General features: G+C 40.3%; 19 protein-coding genes. All 19 read right to left on the reverse strand.

From position 1 onward, the window contains the following. Positions 1 to 8: 8 nt before the first annotated feature. On the reverse strand, positions 9 to 788 hold the full coding sequence (locus ACFQ19_RS04275) for a menaquinol-cytochrome c reductase cytochrome b/c subunit (protein ID WP_379590834.1): 780 nt from the start codon (positions 786 to 788) through the stop codon (positions 9 to 11). A 15-nt stretch (positions 789 to 803) separates the two neighbouring features. Continuing rightward, entirely contained in the window at positions 804 to 1,478 is a 675-nt protein-coding gene (qcrB, locus tag ACFQ19_RS04280) for a menaquinol-cytochrome c reductase cytochrome b subunit (protein ID WP_379590835.1), read from the reverse strand. Between the two features lie 6 nt (positions 1,479 to 1,484). Continuing rightward, a complete protein-coding gene (locus ACFQ19_RS04285) occupies positions 1,485 to 2,000 on the reverse strand; it encodes a QcrA and Rieske domain-containing protein (protein ID WP_379590836.1) in 516 nt (171 codons plus the stop codon). Between the two features lie 150 nt (positions 2,001 to 2,150). Continuing rightward, on the reverse strand, positions 2,151 to 2,609 hold the full coding sequence (locus tag ACFQ19_RS04290; protein ID WP_379590837.1) for a DUF2487 family protein: 459 nt from the start codon (positions 2,607 to 2,609) through the stop codon (positions 2,151 to 2,153). A gap of 144 nt (positions 2,610 to 2,753) precedes the next feature. Next, positions 2,754 to 3,302, reverse strand: a complete 549-nt coding sequence (locus ACFQ19_RS04295) for a ReoY family proteolytic degradation factor (protein ID WP_379590838.1) — start codon at positions 3,300 to 3,302, stop codon at positions 2,754 to 2,756. Positions 3,303 to 3,339: 37 nt separating this feature from the next. Next, positions 3,340 to 4,599: a tetratricopeptide repeat protein gene (locus ACFQ19_RS04300; protein WP_379590839.1), complete on the reverse strand. Its 1,260-nt coding sequence runs from the start codon at positions 4,597 to 4,599 to the stop codon at positions 3,340 to 3,342. A 129-nt stretch (positions 4,600 to 4,728) separates the two neighbouring features. Then, entirely contained in the window at positions 4,729 to 6,018 is a 1,290-nt protein-coding gene (gene aroA / locus ACFQ19_RS04305; protein ID WP_379590840.1) for a 3-phosphoshikimate 1-carboxyvinyltransferase, read from the reverse strand. 19 nt (positions 6,019 to 6,037) lie between these two features. Beyond that, on the reverse strand, positions 6,038 to 7,141 hold the full coding sequence (locus ACFQ19_RS04310; protein ID WP_379590841.1) for a prephenate dehydrogenase: 1,104 nt from the start codon (positions 7,139 to 7,141) through the stop codon (positions 6,038 to 6,040). Between the two features lie 4 nt (positions 7,142 to 7,145). Further along, positions 7,146 to 8,249, reverse strand: coding sequence for a histidinol-phosphate transaminase (gene hisC / locus ACFQ19_RS04315; RefSeq protein ID WP_379590842.1), 1,104 nt, complete (start codon positions 8,247 to 8,249; stop codon positions 7,146 to 7,148). 3 nt (positions 8,250 to 8,252) lie between these two features. Further along, positions 8,253 to 8,627: a chorismate mutase gene (gene aroH / locus ACFQ19_RS04320; protein ID WP_379590843.1), complete on the reverse strand. Its 375-nt coding sequence runs from the start codon at positions 8,625 to 8,627 to the stop codon at positions 8,253 to 8,255. Next, a complete protein-coding gene (aroB, locus tag ACFQ19_RS04325; RefSeq protein ID WP_379590844.1) occupies positions 8,624 to 9,700 on the reverse strand; it encodes a 3-dehydroquinate synthase in 1,077 nt (358 codons plus the stop codon). Before aroB ends, aroH begins: the two co-directional genes overlap by 4 nt. Continuing rightward, positions 9,701 to 10,870: a chorismate synthase gene (gene aroC / locus ACFQ19_RS04330; protein WP_379590845.1), complete on the reverse strand. Its 1,170-nt coding sequence runs from the start codon at positions 10,868 to 10,870 to the stop codon at positions 9,701 to 9,703. A 189-nt stretch (positions 10,871 to 11,059) separates the two neighbouring features. Then, complete coding sequence (locus ACFQ19_RS04335; protein ID WP_379590846.1) at positions 11,060 to 11,833, reverse strand: CheR family methyltransferase; 774 nt, start codon at positions 11,831 to 11,833, stop codon at positions 11,060 to 11,062. A 68-nt stretch (positions 11,834 to 11,901) separates the two neighbouring features. Beyond that, a complete protein-coding gene (gene ndk / locus ACFQ19_RS04340) occupies positions 11,902 to 12,348 on the reverse strand; it encodes a nucleoside-diphosphate kinase (RefSeq protein WP_379590848.1) in 447 nt (148 codons plus the stop codon). A gap of 88 nt (positions 12,349 to 12,436) precedes the next feature. Further along, positions 12,437 to 13,408 carry a heptaprenyl diphosphate synthase component II gene (gene hepT / locus ACFQ19_RS04345; RefSeq protein WP_379590849.1) on the reverse strand — a complete coding sequence of 324 codons (972 nt, stop codon included), beginning with the start codon at positions 13,406 to 13,408 and terminating at the stop codon, positions 12,437 to 12,439. Between the two features lie 38 nt (positions 13,409 to 13,446). After that, complete coding sequence (gene menG, locus ACFQ19_RS04350; RefSeq protein ID WP_379590850.1) at positions 13,447 to 14,154, reverse strand: demethylmenaquinone methyltransferase; 708 nt, start codon at positions 14,152 to 14,154, stop codon at positions 13,447 to 13,449. A gap of 18 nt (positions 14,155 to 14,172) precedes the next feature. After that, positions 14,173 to 14,940, reverse strand: coding sequence for a heptaprenyl diphosphate synthase component 1 (locus tag ACFQ19_RS04355; protein WP_379590851.1), 768 nt, complete (start codon positions 14,938 to 14,940; stop codon positions 14,173 to 14,175). Positions 14,941 to 15,235: 295 nt separating this feature from the next. Next, positions 15,236 to 15,460, reverse strand: a complete 225-nt coding sequence (gene mtrB / locus ACFQ19_RS04360) for a trp RNA-binding attenuation protein MtrB (protein ID WP_379590852.1) — start codon at positions 15,458 to 15,460, stop codon at positions 15,236 to 15,238. Positions 15,461 to 15,660: 200 nt separating this feature from the next. Continuing rightward, complete coding sequence (locus ACFQ19_RS04365; RefSeq protein WP_080874364.1) at positions 15,661 to 15,933, reverse strand: HU family DNA-binding protein; 273 nt, start codon at positions 15,931 to 15,933, stop codon at positions 15,661 to 15,663. Positions 15,934 to 15,982 lie beyond the last annotated feature (49 nt).

Consider the following 15,982-nt stretch of genomic DNA (forward strand, 5'->3'; position numbering starts at 1 on the left):
TTTTATGCTTACTCATCTGCTGCTTCATTTGTTTCAACGATGAAATCTGCTAATTGTTCCAATTCTTCATCTGTTCCTTGGAACTGATCGGCAGGCATTGAACCAATACCATTCACAGCAATATCCATAATTTCCTCTCTGGAAAACTCGCTTTCACCTACTAATGCAGGACCTGCTCCTCCTTCTAATTCACCGCCATGACAGCTTAGACAGCTGGTTTCATATGCTGCGAATCCAGGGTGACTCTCATCAACAACAGATTCACCCGGAGGAATTGGCTGGTTCTGTTCTGAACGCTCTTCCCAATCAACTGGTGCTGCAGAAGTGTACGTTAACCAGATAACAGATGCTAGTCCTGCCAGCATCATGCCAACAGCAATTGGACGTTGACGCGGGCGCCGTCCCGGTCCATTGTCCAAGAATGGAGCGAGAAATAGTGCCCCAAATGCAATTCCCGGAATAACCAGAATCCCCATAATAATCCAATTACCACTTGCAAATTGATACTTTAATAACTCGTACAAGAATAAGAAATACCAGTCCGGTAACGGAATGTATGATGAGTCTGTCGGATCAGCCATTCCTTCCAGCGGAGACGGATGCGCCAACACTAAGCATAAAAACCCTACAAGGAAAACAGCTCCGGCCAACCATTCTTTTAATAAAAAGTTGGGCCAAAATGCTTCTGTTCTGCCAGGATACTCGGAATAATCTTTTGGTACCTTGGATGTTCTCTCCGCCGGGATTCGAGAATCGCCGACGAACTTCATACCTTTACCTCTACGCATGGGTTGCCCTCCTTTTTATAGTGGTCCAGAAATACCTTGTCTACGGATTAAGATAAAGTGAATTGCCAATAGTGCAAACAATGCTCCCGGTAAGAAGAAGACATGAATCGCAAAGAAACGGGTCAGGGTTTGTGCTCCAATAATGGTAGCATCCCCGGCTAAGAGTGTTTTTAACGCCTCTCCGATAAATGGAACCTGTTCAGCAATGTCTAATCCAACTTGTGTTGCAAAATATGCTTTGTTGTCCCAAGGAAGCAGGTAACCGGTAAAGCCCAGTCCCAGGATAATAAAGAAGATAAGGACTCCTACCATCCAGTTCAGCTCACGAGGTTTCTTATAGGCCCCTTGGAAAAATACTCGTAAAGTATGTAATAAAAGCATTACGACAACAACACTTGCACCCCAGTGATGCATGCCTCGTACTATTTGAGCATGTGCTACTTCAGTTTGTAAATAATATACAGACTGCCAAGCGTTTTCAATATCCGGTACATAATACATTGTTAAAAACATACCGGAAAGAATTTGAATCACAACAACAAAGAATGTTAATCCGCCGAAACAATAAACGAATGCGGAAAAATGATGGGCCGGATTAACGTGCTCTGGAACTTCATGATCGGCAATATCCCGCCAAATCGGCGTAATATCAATGCGATCATCGATCCAATCATAAATCTTTTGTAACATTGTTCATTACGCCTCCTCGTGTGGTCTAATATTGCCCAGGAACAGCATGCCATCTCTTTCTTCCTGTTCATAAACATCAAGCGGTTCCAACGGCGGTGTTCCGGGAACATTTACACCATTTTTGTAATAACGGCCGTTATGACAAGGGCAGAAATATTCTTCCGGATAATCTTCACTGCCCTCCCAAGAAACGAAACAACCTAAATGTTTACAAATCGGGGAAAAGGCAACAATTTCATCATCTTCATTCCGATACACCCAAGCTGTTTGATTCACTTCTGATTCGTACCAGCCGTCTACCTGGTCAACAGTCCAATCGACACGCTGCGGATCAGACGTAATTTCTGAAACTTCCAGACCGACATTTGTAAAGTCACCGCCTTCTCCATCTTCCCTCAATACAGGGTCAATAGCCATCCTGACAGGTGAAATTAACAAACCGGCAGCCATGAATCCGCCTACACCTGTAAGCGTATAATTTAAAAATTGCCTGCGGGATATGTCTCGCTTTTCATCACTCATGTTTTTCCCCCCTCTGTGTTCAAATAGTCACGGACATTATTCAAATAAAATCAAATTACTAGGACACTAACAATGATAGCGTAAACTATTGTTTGGGTCAATATATATCCCAAGGTTCAAGACAAATGTTTTGATAATTTTGTCATACATCTACCAAAAAGACTTCACTAACTCAGCTGTCTGCATGGTCTGATCTCTTATCAATCCTTTTACAGCACCCGAATCAGCGTCTTTTAAAGGAATAGACGGCAGCCAGATAAATTCCCCATCTAAGCTATCCGCTACCTTGCGCCAAGCCGGATCAAAACTGATATAAAGTATGTGGTTAAATGGTTGCTCTTTCAAATGGCTGGACCATTTATTCAATCTTTCTGCTTCTTCGGATTTTTCAGCCGTGTTCATATATGTATATATAGGCGTAAGCATAATTCTCCCCATAAGTTCTTTTTCCAGCTCTCTGGAAAGAAGTGTTAAAACATCATACTGATCAGCCTGTTTTGCAGAAGCGTCCAATGCACCAATTTGAAAAGGAGCTAATGGTACAATGACCGTATCAACATACTCCTTTGCCTGTTCATATTTCTGCAAATCAACACTTGTCCATTTCATACAAATTCCCCCTTCACATGCTTGTTTATATTGTAACAATTTTTTAATAGTGCTGAAAGAAATAAATGAAATCCGAGCCATAACCAAAATAACAACCCGTAAAAATACAGGTTGTTATGGAATAGATTGATTAAAATTTTCATTTTATGATTTATTCAGCAGTTTTTCCAGCTCTTTTGTTAACTCCAAAAACTTTTCTTGGTTTCCGGTATCCAACGCGTCGTCAATCTTTTCCCGCAGCTGTTCCTGTTGTTGTTTGATGATAAGTTGATCCAATAATTCAGCGGTTGTCTGTTTGTCATCTTTGGTCAGGTAGTAATCGTCCGGCAAGTATGGATTTTCTTCTAATACAGCAGCGTAATAAGAGCTTTGGTTTGCCTGGTGGAAATTCAATTGAATAAATAATGCTTCCTGCTTATTCAGCCGGATGTCATGAAATGTTTTCTCTGCATCCGTCGTTACCAAATGATTCTTATAAAACCGGAACGGGATTTTTTCCGAACAGCGACTGGAAATCATGACGCCTCTGGGACAATACTTTACATCTCTTACAAAATGCACATGTTCCAGAATATCCATATGGTTCACTAAATAATTAAGTATCCATACACTCTCTCTTTTTTTTAAGCGATAATGATTTAAAAACCATTGGATAAACTTCTTCTTATCTTTTGCAGTTACAGATGATAGCATTCCACTCTCCCCTCTCTAAAAGCTTGGTATACTGGTATTACAATAAATCTTGTTCCAAGCGTTCCACATGCTCCTGCACATCCTCATCAATCGGCTGCTGTTCGAGATATGCTTTCAGGACCGGAATGGCTTCTTGCACTCTTCCTTCCTCCGTCAGGAAATAGCCATACTCTTTTAAAAAGTCACTGTCATGTTGTAAATTAGTATATGCTTCCTGATAGCTGTTTAATGCATCATCAAATGATTCTATTTCCACATTGGCTTTAGCCAGTTCCCAATCATAGAGCGGATCCTCTGCACCGGTGTTTTTAATGCTTTGGATCAAGTCAACAATCTCATCAGATGCTTCTCTTGCTTTTAGCAGTTCGATTAGAAACAGAACAGCTTCTTTATAATCTGGCTCTAATGCAATCGCTTCTCTGACATGCTCTTCACTTTCTGCTTCCCTTCCTAATTGATGCGCAATTTCTCCGGCAAGGAAATAGAGTTCTTTTTGATAGGAATTCCTTTCCAGTCCCTGTTGGGCAATCTTATAGGCTTCTTCAAGCATGCCTTGCTCTTTATATACATTGGCAAGCTGTGTATAAGCGGCATAATAGTCCTGATCAATTTCCAGTGCATGTTCCCATGCTTTAATTGCAATATCATCACGATCCGCCTGATGCGCTGTAATGCCATATTTAAATAATTTTTCAGGGTCCGGATCTTCCTCTTCTTTATAAAACGTCAGAGCTTTCTCGTAATCACCGGCAGCTGCATATGCTTCCCCAAGCCGATCCTCAATAGATACATTTGCTACTTCTTTGGTTTTCGCATAGACGTGCTCATAATAGTTAATAGCTTTCATATATTCACCAATAGAAAAGAACAGTTCGCCAAGTGCAAAGTCAATCACACTTTCCTGCGGGTCAATTTGTTTTGCTTCCATCAACTTTTGCTCGGAAACTTCAAATAGCCCCTGTGCCTGGTATAAGTCAGCCAGCTGGATAAGTGCTTGCACATAGCCTTCGTCCTCTTCCGGAATTTCATTTAATATCGTTATTGCCAGCTCATCTTCTTCAGACTCAATAAAAATATCTGATAATGTGAGCTTTAAAGAGGTTTCTTCAGGGTATTTTTCAATCAACTGTTCGAGAATCGTTCTTGACTCGACTAGAAAGCCCCACTGCAGGTATAGTTCGGCTATTTGAAACAAGGAATCGTCATCTGCATTTTTTTGATGGTCTCTTAATAATGCTAATGCCTTTTCTGTTTCATTTTTTTCTGCTAATTCGATTGCTTGTTGTATGGTGTTCATCTAAAAGAACCCCTCTCTTTTGTGTTTCTTTTGCCTCCAATTTATCATACAAAAAAGACGGCTACAGTTCAAATAACTAGAACTGTAGCCGGGATATAAGTTGGTATTGAATGAAAAATCCACAATTATTTATTGTAAGATGGTTTCCAGGTCATCGAAAAATGCCGGATAAGAGATGTTGATACTGTCTTTTTCATCCATTTTTACTGGATTTTCAGATACAAGTGCTGCGATGACACCCATCATGGCGATACGGTGGTCCATATAGGAAGAAATCGTTCCGCCGGTCAGTTTGGTCGGACCTTCGATAATCATGCCGTCATCGGTGGGAGTAATGTTTGCTCCGAGTGCTTGTAAATTTTGGCAGACAGCTTCGATACGATCTGTTTCTTTTACTTTTAATTCTTCTGCATCTTTAATGACTGTTTTACCATCCGCCTGGGTTGCCAATAATGCTAGTATCGGAATTTCGTCAATAAGACGGGGGATTATATTTCCCTCGATTGTTATTCCCTCTAAAGCCGTATATTGAATGGTTAAATCACCAATTTTTTCGCCGCCGGTTGTCCGTTCATTTGCAATCGTAATGGCAGCTCCCATCTGTTTTAATACATCCAGAATGCCGGTTCTGGAATCGTTTAGACCGACATTTTTTAATGTGACTGTGCTTCCAGGCACAATTGCCCCGGCAGCTAAAAAGAACGCAGCGGAAGAAATATCACCGGGAACTTCCACATCGCAAGCTGTTAAATTCCCTTTATTTGTTACAGTGATGCCTTTCTCCGTCTGTTTTAAATCAGCTCCGAATGCTTGAAGCATTACTTCAGTGTGATTTCTTGTTTCTGTTTCTTCTTGAACAATTGTTTCTCCTTCAGCAAGCAGCCCCGCTAACAAAACAGCAGATTTTACTTGGGCACTTTTCACTGGAAGCTGATAAGTGATGCCTTGCAGCGCTCCCCCGTGGATGGTAATTGGAAGAAAGTTCCCATTTGCATCTCCATAAATGGATGCTCCCATTTTTCTTAATGGAACAACTACGCGATCCATCGGACGTTTGGTAAGAGAGGGATCTCCAAAAATGTTTGTCTCAAATGGAAGCCCGGCTAAGAGACCAAGCATTAAACGTGTTGTCGTCCCCGAATTACCAAAATCAATGGCTTTGTCGGGTTTTTTCAAACCTTCTAAGCCATTACCATGAACATGTACCGTATTTCCTTCTATATCAATCTGCACACCCATTTCACGAAAAGCATCAATGGTCCGAAGACAATCCTCTCCATCAAGAAAATTCAATACTTTGGTTATTCCATGTGAAATACTTCCGAAAATAATCGAACGATGGGAGATGGATTTATCTCCAGGCACCTTTACTTCTCCTTCTAATCTGGGTGAAGTATATTCGAATTGAACATATGACATGCTATTCGCCTCCCTGTCATTAAGATGGAATCATCGTTTCAAATCCGCGTTGTTTTAATATCTTCTGGCCGGCGAATTGGGCTTCTTTTGAATAAAAGCTTAAGCGCAATGCACCAGTAATCCCTTCACGAACTTCAAGAATTTCAATATTTTTAATACTTAATGATGCATTTGCCAGAATTAGTGCAACCTCAGCAATAGCCCCCGGCTGGTCAGCAATATCGACAATAACATCATAAAATGCAGGGATTGCCCCGCGCTGACCTTCGTTTAAACCATCCCGATAATTTTTGGCACTATTTAAATACGTAATTACTTCTTCTTTTTCATTATCTTCAATCCGCTTCTTCAGCTGTTCCATCTCCGTAATCCAATCATCCAGCATTGCTGACATTTTGGTCTGGTTATGGTAGAAGATATCCTGCCACATGACCGGGTTACTGGAAGCAATACGTGTAATATCACGGAACCCGCCAGCAGCTAAGTTAGGAAGGAAAGCATGCTTCTGCTCCCATTTCCTCGCCTGATGAACAAGCGAGGACGCAATCAGATGCGGAAAATGAGAGATAACCCCGGTCATTTCATCATGTTCATCCGAATTTAATACAACAAAATTACTTTTGGTTGCAGATAAAACTTCCCGCAATATACCGACATTTTCTTCTGTAGCATAATCGAGCGGTGACAGCACATAAATGGCATTTTCAAATAAATGTTCTTTGGCTGCTTCAATTCCTTTTTTATGCGAACCTGCCATAGGGTGTCCGCCGATAAACCGGATAGCTTTATTGGTTAAATGATTTGCAGCAATAAGTACAGAACCCTTTACTGATGCTGTATCTGAGACGATGACCTCCTTGGTAAAAGGAATGTCATCCAATCTTGTAACTAGTTGAATCGTTTCTGAAATTGGTGCAGAGATAATGATGATATCCGCCTGTAATGCCGCTTCTTCAAAATCTGTGAAAGCTTGATCAATGATTTCGTGATTCAAAGCAAATTGCAATGTATCTTCATTGACATCAAAACCGGTGATATCATGGTCAGATTCTTTTCTTATCGCTTTCGCAATGGACCCGCCAATAAGACCGAGTCCAGCTATTAATACCTGTTGCTTTTCCATACGTTCACCTTACCTGATTGAATTGTTCTTGATATTCTTTTAAAGCATTCTCCAACACCTTCATGTCTTCTTCTTTTCCAATGGTGACACGGGCGGTATTGGGGATGCCTAATAATTCTCCCGGACGGACGATAAAACCATGTCTGATTAAATAATCATACACATCTATACCGCTTCCAGGCGTTTTCACAAGCAGAAAATTCGCTTCTGATTCATAGTAGTCCCAGCCAATAGAAGTTAAAAAAGCTTGAAATTGCTGCAATACCTTTTTATTTTCCTGATACGTATGCCGGATAAAATCCTGGTCTGAAAAAGCAATAACAGCTGCCTGTTGAGCTACCGATGTTGTATTAAACGGACCGCGCACTTTATCCAATGTTTCGACAATCAACGGGTCTGCGATACCGTAACCAATCCGGAGGCCAGCCAGACCATAAGCTTTTGAAAATGTACGCAACACAATCAGGTTTGTATATTTATCTAACAGTTCCAGCGCATCGGGATCTTTTTCAGGATCCAAAAATTCAACATACGCTTCATCTAAAACAACCAGAACGTCAGAAGGACAATCCTTTAAAAAGCTCTCTAATTCTTCTTTGGAAAGGGACATTCCAGTTGGGTTATTCGGTGTACAAATCCAGATGATTTTTGTATTTTCCTGTACAGAAGCAAGCATCTTTTCAAGAGGGTGACTGCCGTCTGTATTCACCGGATGTTCGATAATTTCTGCGCCTTCTATTAAGGAATAATGCTTATACTGCGGAAATGTAGGTGTTGCCATAATAACCTGGTCTTCTGCGGTCAGATAAGAGCGGCACAGCATTTGGATAATCTCTTCCGACCCGCTTCCGAAAATAAGCGATTCCGGACGGATATTTAATTTTTCGCTGATTAAATAACGGAGCTCTGCCGTATAGCCGTCAGGATAAATATGAAATGCAGGTTCATTTGCCTGAAATACATTTTTCACCTTATCTGAAAAGCCATAAGGATTCTCATTCGATGCCAATTTAACGATATAATCAAGTCCAAATTCTTTTTGAATGTCCTTTGTCTGCTTTCCTTGTTTATATGGACTGAGCTGTTTTAAAACTTCTTTACTTCTCATTACTTACCTATCCTTTCCTTCTACAAGATCCGGACGGAGTTTTACGGCCTCTCTCTGGAATGTATGCACGACTTCTTTTTGCGCTGTATCAGTATTCACAATCATCATAATCCGGATGCAATTTGGCAGACTTCCGGGAACATCAATTTCCTGCATACACATAACAGGCACATATTTCCACCCGTCAATTTCCCGCAAGGCTTTTGCCGGAAAAGCTGCATCAACCTCCTTGGTTACGGAAATAAAAGCATGGGAAACATCTTCCGGCTGAATTTGATTATTTTCTGCCATTTCCAGCACTAATGTTCTAGTGTGTTCAATGATTTCGTTTGCTGTATTATTTTCTACTGTTGTAGCTCCTCGTACGCCTCTTGTCACTGCTTGTTCATCCTCTCTATATATGTTTTGATATAAGCCTCCACAGAGGAATCATCTAAGTTTTCGACAGTCGGCTCTCCAACTTGATGGAGTAAAACCATTTGAATATGGCCGGAAACGGATTTTTTATCCGACTTCATACTTTTAATGAGTTTATCTATATGCGCTTCTTCTATATCGATAACAGGATATGCATTCCTAGTCATCCAGTGATAGAGTTCATTAAATGGAAGCTGCTGTGTGTATACATTTTCACTCACATGAAGGGCAAATAACATCCCGTTTGCGACAGCTTCTCCATGTGTCACCTGTCCGTATCCGAGCGTTGCTTCCAAAGCATGGCCCAATGTGTGGCCGAAATTCAGATATTTACGAACACCGGCTTCTCTCTCATCTGCTTCTACGATATCGGCTTTTACTTGTATACCTGCTTCCAGGTGATTTTCCAGCTGTTCAGAAGAAATGTGTTGTAAAGAGAGCGGCAATAATTCTTCAGCTAAAGCAGCGTCAGCAATAAGCCCCTCTTTTAAAATTTCTGCGTAGCCGCTGCGGACTTCCTGATAAGGCAAGGTTGCTAGTGTTTCCGTATCATATAAAACCGCTGCCGGCGGGTAAAAGCATCCGATTAAGTTCTTTCCAGATGCATGATTAATGGCTACTTTTCCGCCGACACTGCTGTCATGAGCCAAAATCGTCGTCGGCATTTGCACGTAATCGATTCCCCGCATAAAAGTGGCAGCAACAAATCCTCCCAAATCGCCTATCACTCCGCCGCCAAGGGCAATAATGAGTGATTTGCGATCCAGTCCGCTTTCAATTGCTTTTGACTGTAATTTATAATATTCATCTATATTTTTAGAAGCTTCGCCAGACGAAACAACCGAAGTATACACTGCATTATCTTGCAGGCTGCTTATGACATCTTCCAAATAATAATCAGCTATATGTTCGTCCGTTATAATTAAAATCGAACTGTAGTCATTGCCCAGCCGCCGCTTCAATTGAAAACGCAGTCCGGACTCCATCACAATCGGGTAGTTACGCTGCGTTGAGCGAATGGTTAATTGTTTCATTTAGAAGCACCTGTTTTCCTCTCTGTATGCATCTATAGCTTCTTTCAGCTGTGAAAAACGGTCGCTTGAAAATTGTTCTGTGACAGCTTTGGCTACTTCAAAAGCAACGACATGTTCCATCACGACAGAAGCAGCAGGAACTGCACAAGCATCGGACCTTTCAACCGTTGCTTTAAAAGGTTCTTTCGTTTCAATATCCACACTTTGCAATGGACGTTTCATCAGCGTCGGGATAGGCTTCATCACGCCGCGTACAATAAGAGGCATTCCTGTACTCATGCCGCCTTCTAAACCGCCCAGACGGTTTGTCGTGCGGTGGTACCCTTCCGTTTCATTCCAGGTAATTTCATCATGGACTTCACTACCATTTAAACGGGCTGCTTCAAATCCGATACCGAATTCCACGCCTTTAAACGCATTAATGCTGACTACGCTTGCAGCAAGTTTGCTATCTAGCTTTCTGTCATAATGCACATAGGAACCAATTCCGGCTGGTAATCCTTCTACATAAACCTCACAGACACCGCCGATGGAATCTCCTACTTTTTTTGCTTCGTCTATAGCTTCACCCATAGGTTGTTCAACATTGGAGTCTAACACCATCACAGGCGAATTCTCAGAAACTTCCGCGCGTTCTTTTGCATTTAAATCTGATTTTTCTTCTGCGCGGATACCGCCGATTTCTTTAACATATCCGGTAACATAAATGCCCAATTGTTCTAAAAGTGATTTTGCCACTGCACCTGCTGCAACTCTTGCTGCTGTTTCTCTTGCAGAAGAACGTTCTAAAACATTCCGCATATCACGATGGCCATATTTCAAACCGCCATTTAAGTCAGCGTGACCCGGACGTGGTTTGGTAACGACTCTCCGCATTTTTGCCTCTTCTTCCAGAGGATCTGCACCCATGATGTCTGTCCAATGCTTGAAATCATCATTATGTATCACCAGTGAAACAGGAGATCCGAGCGTATACCCGTGACGCACACCGCTGGTAATATCTACTGTATCTTTTTCAATTTGCATTCGTTTTCCTCTGCCGTGCCCGCCTTGTCGTCTGCGCAGACTGTTATTGATATCTTCCGCTTTTAATTCCATCTGGGAAGGCAGTCCTTCGATAATTGTCGTTAATTGTTTTCCATGTGATTCTCCAGCTGTTAAATAACGCACTATACATTCTCCTTTACCTTTATAAACTATGAAAAAGAGATTTTTATAATCGCTGTTATCTTCTAAATAATTTCGTAAAAACGAACGTGTCATATTTTTTAGATAATATCGAATATACTTCACTCATTTAAATAGTTGAAAGTTTTCTAATTACTATATCATATATTCCTGCACTTCGGGTAGTGTTAATTACTGTTTCCGGTAAAAAAAGCTGTCTTCCAGATAAAAACCGTATTCCCCGGCGTTAAATATCTGCTCTGTGCTGCCGACAAACAGGCACCCGCCTTGTATTAAGGATTGATGAAAGAGATGAAATAAATTCTTTTTGGCTTCTTCTGTAAAATAGATTAACACATTCCGGCAGACAATCAAGTCCACCTCTTTCGGATAACGGTCTTCTAATAAATTATGTCGTTCAAAACGGATATGCTTTCTTAACGACGGATCCACCTGAAAAATCGTCCCATTAGAGGTGAAATATTTTTTCTTTAAAGCAGGTGGTAATGCTTTTAAAGCGCGTTCCTGGTAGTTCCCTTGTTTTGCTGCATTTAATACTGTCTGATCAAAATCTGTAGCACGAATCTGGTAATTTAAACCGGGAAAGTGTTCTTCCAGCATCATCGCCAGACTGTAAGGTTCTTCTCCTGTGGAACAAGCAGCGCTCCAAATCGTCAGTTTTCTTTTGTTTTTCATCAGTTCCGGAATAATTTTTTTCTGCAGTACGTCCCAGCGATTCGGATTTCGATAAAATTCGGAAACATTAATGGTTAACTTTTCTGTAAATTCTTTTAAGAATTGCTCGTCTTTTTGACAAGCTGAAAAATAATCCACATAACTTTTAAAACCGTGTTTATCCCTTAATGTCGTTATCCGCCGTTTCATTTGCGCTTCTTTATATAAGCTCAAATTTAATTGAAGTGACTGATGTACATTTTGTTTCATTAAATCGTAATCATCTTTCATCCATGACCCTCCCTGTCCGTACATAAAAACCTCCGTATGTTTAACGGAGGTTTCCACAACACTTCACTTTAATAAACCCATGCTTCGTTCTGCTTGCTGTAATCGTTCAGCTCTTCTTCGTTAAAAAACAGATTAATTTCTCTCGAAGCGCTTTCCGAAGAATCTGAACCGTGAATAATATTTTTGCCGACATTAACGCCGTAATCTCCACGGATGGTCCCAGGCAGTGCCTCGGAAGGATTGGTTTTTCCCATGATAGTACGGGCGGAAGCAATAACATTCTCTCCTTCCCAAACCATTGCAAATACCGGTCCGGAAGTAATAAAGTCAACCAGTTCACCAAAAAACGGGCGCTCTTTATGTTCTGCGTAATGTTGTTCAGCTAAATCAGCAGATACTGTCATCAGTTTAGCTCCTGCTAATTTAAATCCCTTTTGTTCAAATCTTGCAACGATATCTCCAATTAAATTACGTTGCACACCATCTGGTTTTACCATCAAAAATGTTTTTTCCATTCAAATCACCCTATCTCTATGTAATTAAAAATATACAACCTCTAAAATAGTAACAAATTATCAGTCAAATAACAATATCTTAATTTGATCAGGAGCGTCTTTTTCCGATAAAAGCGGCAATATCCTGCAAACTTTTTTTTGCTCTGGATGTTTCCAATCCATCTAAAGCCTTTAATGCCTTTTGTAAATAAAGATCACTGACAGCATAACTTCTTCGGATAGCATCTGTGTTTTTCAAACAAGCAACCAGTTTCTGCATGGTTTTTTTGTCAATATCTTGGTTGCTGGTAATCAACGTCATCAATTGATTTTTTAATTCTTCATCCTCCATTGCATAAAGAACAGGCAGTGTAATATTCCCTTGTAATAAATCATTACCAGCGGGCTTGCCCAGTTCTTTTTCCGTAGAAGTGAAATCAAGAATATCGTCAATAATTTGATAAGACATGCCGACGTTGTAACCATAACGATATAATTTGTCAGCATCCTGATCACTTAAACCGCCAACAAGCGCCCCCAGTTTACAACTGCACGCAATTAATAATGCTGTTTTTCGTTTTATCCGGCGAAGGTAGTCACGCAAATTTTGATTCCAATGGTACTTAAATTGAATTTGTTCAATCTCGCCTACCGATACTTCCACAAGCGTTTTTGATAATAATGTATGTATTCTTGGGTCTTCTATATTTGTTATTTCTTCCAGAGCTCTTGCGAGGATAAAATCTCCTGTATACATCGCAATCCGGTTGCCATATTGAGAAGCGGTTGTCGGTTTTCCGCGGCGGAGCTCTGCTTCATCTATGACGTCATCATGAACAAGTGTTGCCATATGAATCAGTTCCAACGTTACAGCCACTTTCTGTATTTTTTCAAAATCATAATTTCCTAATTGACATGAAAGCAAAACAAAAACAGGACGAATCCTTTTCCCCCCTGCTTTCAAAAGTGCTGTGGAAGCGTCTCGAAGTACGGGATGTTCAGCCTGAATACTCTGTTGTAAAGTTTTCTCAATAGCGTCCATATCTTTCGTTAAAAAACCATAAATCTTTGGTAGTCTCATGTACGTCACCTTATTTTACTAGTAAATTCATTCTTTATTTAAGATTTATGCCCCATATGCATAGCAGCACCACCGCCGGCATACGTTTTGACATCAACAAATTTGAAGCCTGCATCAAAAAACATTTGCTTCAGTTGTTCCTTACCCGGAAAATCTTTTGCAGATTCTTGCAGCCAGGAATACTCCTGATAACTTTTGGCAAATATTTTACCAAGAAACGGCATGATAAACCGGAAATAAAAATAATAAAGTTGTCGGTAACCGATTAAAGTAGGTTGTGATGTTTCGAGGCAAACAACCTGCCCGCCCGGTTTTACTACCCGGTACATTTCTTTTAAAACGGTCATATAATCCGGTACGTTCCTTAAACCAAATCCAATGGTTACATAATCAAATTGATTGTCTTCAAAAGGAAGCTCCATTGCATTGCCATGTATCCATTTGATGTCATTTAACTGCTCCCGGCTTCCTTTTTCTTTCGCAATAGACAGCATGTTCTCGCTGAAATCCAGACCGACAACGTTTCCCTCCGGCCCGACGGCTTTTGCTAAAGAAATAGACCAGTCTCCCGTACCGCAGCATACGTCTAACGCACTGTCACCCGGGGATACGTGCATCCGTTTCATAACATCCTCACGCCATAATATGTGCTGTTTAAACGAAATTACAGAATTCATCGCATCGTAGTTTTTATATATATTTTCAAAAACGTGATGGACACGTTCTTCTTTTGATGAATACCCCATTATTCTTTACACTTCCTTCTAGAGTCTTGACGTTCTTGGTTCGTTCGTTTCCTGGGAATAAATAAATTGCTCCATAAATAAATTGGAACCGGATAATTGAGAGAGCGCATCATATACTGCATTTCCATAATCCCGGATTAATTTATCATCGATTTGAGGCATAGAAGTTGCCTTGTTATTACGTGCTTCCCATTCTGTACGCAATAAAGAATAGCCATAATCAGCTTCTTCTGTGTCTAAACGGCGGTACATCAGCCAATTTTGGATAACGGATTCCAATTCGGGCCCGTGCAGATATTTTGCAACATGTACCAGTACAGATGCATTTAATTTCATTTTTATATCCAGCCATGTTTCAAGCGGCAGGTGTTCTTCATAATATAAAGTAACTTTCCATTCATTTATTTCCCGGATGGCATTTGCGAGTGTCCGGATAAAAGCTATCTCTCCTGCCTCTGAAAGCAATAAATAATATAACCCGCTATAGTAGTCCCCCGAAAGAACTTGAAGTTGTTTTTTAACCATTTCATTTTCTGTATCGGCTTTTTGTTTAATTGGAACAAAATCATGTGTATCCAAGGCAATTTGAACAAGCATAGTTGAAATAATATACTTTTCACGTTGCAAGGGAGTTAATGATTGATGTTGTTCAACGAGAAATAGTAATAATTTCCATTTTTCTTCGTCAATAACCGGATAGCGTATATGCTTATGAATGTATGAATCATACAATTTATTTTCCAGTATTTTTCTATAACCGCTATCTGTTCTCATAAATGTAGTCAACACTATCACCTGGATCCTTTCAGCCTTTCATCACTTTAGCTATTATAGCACATTTTATACGTTATAAAAATGAAAGAACTTATTCTATTATCATACGTGTGTAAATAATAATCCCCTTTTTTTCAGGCTCTTCATCAAAATCCAGGGTGAATGAGTACATCATAATCAGGATGTATAGTGACTGCTGCGACATCTTTTAGAGGGTTATGTAATCGCAGTATCAAGTTTTCTCAGCTGAAGGAAGAGCCATTCGGGAACCTGACGAACCGCATCCGGCTGAAAGAGCTTCCTTCAATTATTCATTTTCGATTTCGCCGTGACTTGTCTGGATAAGTGCTTTACCGCGGACTTTAATGGCAGAAGTATGCTCTGTGAATTGAGCAATCATAATTTCCCCTTGATCCAGTTTTTCCGAATGATGGAATTTGGTATCACTGCCGCGCGTCAGCCCGATAACATGAACACCGTCTTCTAACGCTTTAATAACAAAATAATCTGCTGTTGTGTTTTTTATGTCCATCTTGTAATCCTCCTTCATTGCAAAAATAGAAATTTGTTGAAAGATGTTCTCATCTTCCAATCGATATTGTCGAATGGCTTCATGACTTGCCTATACCGCAAATCTATTTAAATCGTTTTTCTTATCAAAAACAAGGAAAGGGGCACGTTTATGAACGTGCCCCTCCCTTTTTGTACATTCCTTTTCGGATATGTAAAATATTATTTTACACTATCCTTAAGGGCTTTACCTGGTTTGAAAGCAGGAACTTTGCTTGCAGGAATTTCGATTTCTTCTCCTGTTTGCGGATTGCGTCCTTTGCGTGCAGAACGTTCACGTACTTCAAAGTTACCAAAACCGATTAGTTGTACTTTTTCACCGTCTTTAAGTGAATCCATGACTGCATCAAATACTGCATCTACAGCTTTTGTTGCATCTTTTTTAGAAAGATCGCTTTTTTCAGCCACAGCATTTACTAAATCTGTTTTATTCATGACATTCACCTCCTCCCAGGATGTTCTTTAGACAAATAGACTGACATTG

Origin of the sequence: Oceanobacillus locisalsi (assembly GCF_042675985.1) — a bacterium.
Taxonomy (GTDB): domain Bacteria; phylum Bacillota; class Bacilli; order Bacillales; family Amphibacillaceae; genus Oceanobacillus; species Oceanobacillus locisalsi.

Coding starts and splice junctions, on each gene's coding strand:
- ACFQ19_RS04275 (WP_379590834.1), bottom strand. CDS start 788: ATGCGTAGAGGTAAAGGTATGAAGTTCGTCGGCGATTCTCGAATCCCG.
- qcrB (WP_379590835.1), bottom strand. CDS start 1,478: ATGTTACAAAAGATTTATGATTGGATCGATGATCGCATTGATATTACG.
- ACFQ19_RS04285 (WP_379590836.1), bottom strand. CDS start 2,000: ATGAGTGATGAAAAGCGAGACATATCCCGCAGGCAATTTTTAAATTAT.
- ACFQ19_RS04290 (WP_379590837.1), bottom strand. CDS start 2,609: ATGAAATGGACAAGTGTTGATTTGCAGAAATATGAACAGGCAAAGGAG.
- ACFQ19_RS04295 (WP_379590838.1), bottom strand. CDS start 3,302: ATGCTATCATCTGTAACTGCAAAAGATAAGAAGAAGTTTATCCAATGG.
- ACFQ19_RS04300 (WP_379590839.1), bottom strand. CDS start 4,599: ATGAACACCATACAACAAGCAATCGAATTAGCAGAAAAAAATGAAACA.
- aroA (WP_379590840.1), bottom strand. CDS start 6,018: ATGTCATATGTTCAATTCGAATATACTTCACCCAGATTAGAAGGAGAA.
- ACFQ19_RS04310 (WP_379590841.1), bottom strand. CDS start 7,141: ATGGAAAAGCAACAGGTATTAATAGCTGGACTCGGTCTTATTGGCGGG.
- hisC (WP_379590842.1), bottom strand. CDS start 8,249: ATGAGAAGTAAAGAAGTTTTAAAACAGCTCAGTCCATATAAACAAGGA.
- aroB (WP_379590844.1), bottom strand. CDS start 9,700: ATGAAACAATTAACCATTCGCTCAACGCAGCGTAACTACCCGATTGTG.
- ACFQ19_RS04335 (WP_379590846.1), bottom strand. CDS start 11,833: ATGAAAGATGATTACGATTTAATGAAACAAAATGTACATCAGTCACTT.
- ndk (WP_379590848.1), bottom strand. CDS start 12,348: ATGGAAAAAACATTTTTGATGGTAAAACCAGATGGTGTGCAACGTAAT.
- hepT (WP_379590849.1), bottom strand. CDS start 13,408: ATGAGACTACCAAAGATTTATGGTTTTTTAACGAAAGATATGGACGCT.
- menG (WP_379590850.1), bottom strand. CDS start 14,154: ATGGGGTATTCATCAAAAGAAGAACGTGTCCATCACGTTTTTGAAAAT.
- mtrB (WP_379590852.1), bottom strand. CDS start 15,460: ATGGACATAAAAAACACAACAGCAGATTATTTTGTTATTAAAGCGTTA.
- ACFQ19_RS04365 (WP_080874364.1), bottom strand. CDS start 15,933: ATGAATAAAACAGATTTAGTAAATGCTGTGGCTGAAAAAAGCGATCTT.